The following is a 492-nucleotide window of genomic DNA, read 5'->3' as shown; positions in this document are numbered from 1 at the left end:
GACCAACGGCTCGGCGGGAGCCTCGCCTCCTAGACTCTTTGTCATGCCGAGTGGGGCGAAGAATCTCTGTTCCGTTCAGCATGACAAAGCGGCGAGAGGCTTCGCCTTCGGCTCAGCAGGACAGAGGACGGCTCCTTCGCCTGTGGCTTAGCACGATGGGTTCAACAGGAGACGGAAACTGCGTGGGCAGGTGGTATGCATGTGCGCACAGGGGCATATCCGGGTGCCACCACAAAAGCGATAGAGTAGCCGTGCACCTGCCGTTGATGACCGCCTTCCGGGTGTCGACTGGCGCAGCAGACTCCGGCTGGGTAGGACTGCGGCACACGGAGAGCGTGTTGACCGTTGCTTCCTTCCGGACCTGGCGGGGTTGGCACGTCTGCCGTTGCGCAGCGCCCAACCATCTCCGCCCCTGCCACCAGCACTGCCCACAAGACGGCACCGCGGGCAGGAATTCGCCCCCGCTGTAGCGGATTGCGGGTACAGGGCACC

At 64.0% G+C, this 492-nt stretch carries 1 other RNA gene (only partly in view); it reads right to left on the bottom strand.

The window, feature by feature from the left end:
- Positions 1–249 precede the first annotated feature (249 nt).
- Positions 250–492: signal recognition particle sRNA large type (gene ffs / locus NZ960_08605), an RNA gene on the bottom strand (it continues 34 nt past the right edge of the window).

Origin of the sequence: Candidatus Kapaibacterium sp. (genome assembly GCA_025059875.1) — a bacterium.
In the GTDB taxonomy this organism is placed as follows: domain Bacteria; phylum Bacteroidota; class Ignavibacteria; order Kapaibacteriales; family HRBIN21; genus HRBIN21.
The sequence above is the reverse complement of the archived record's forward strand: the minus strand, read 5'-3'. Positions and strand labels throughout refer to the sequence as shown.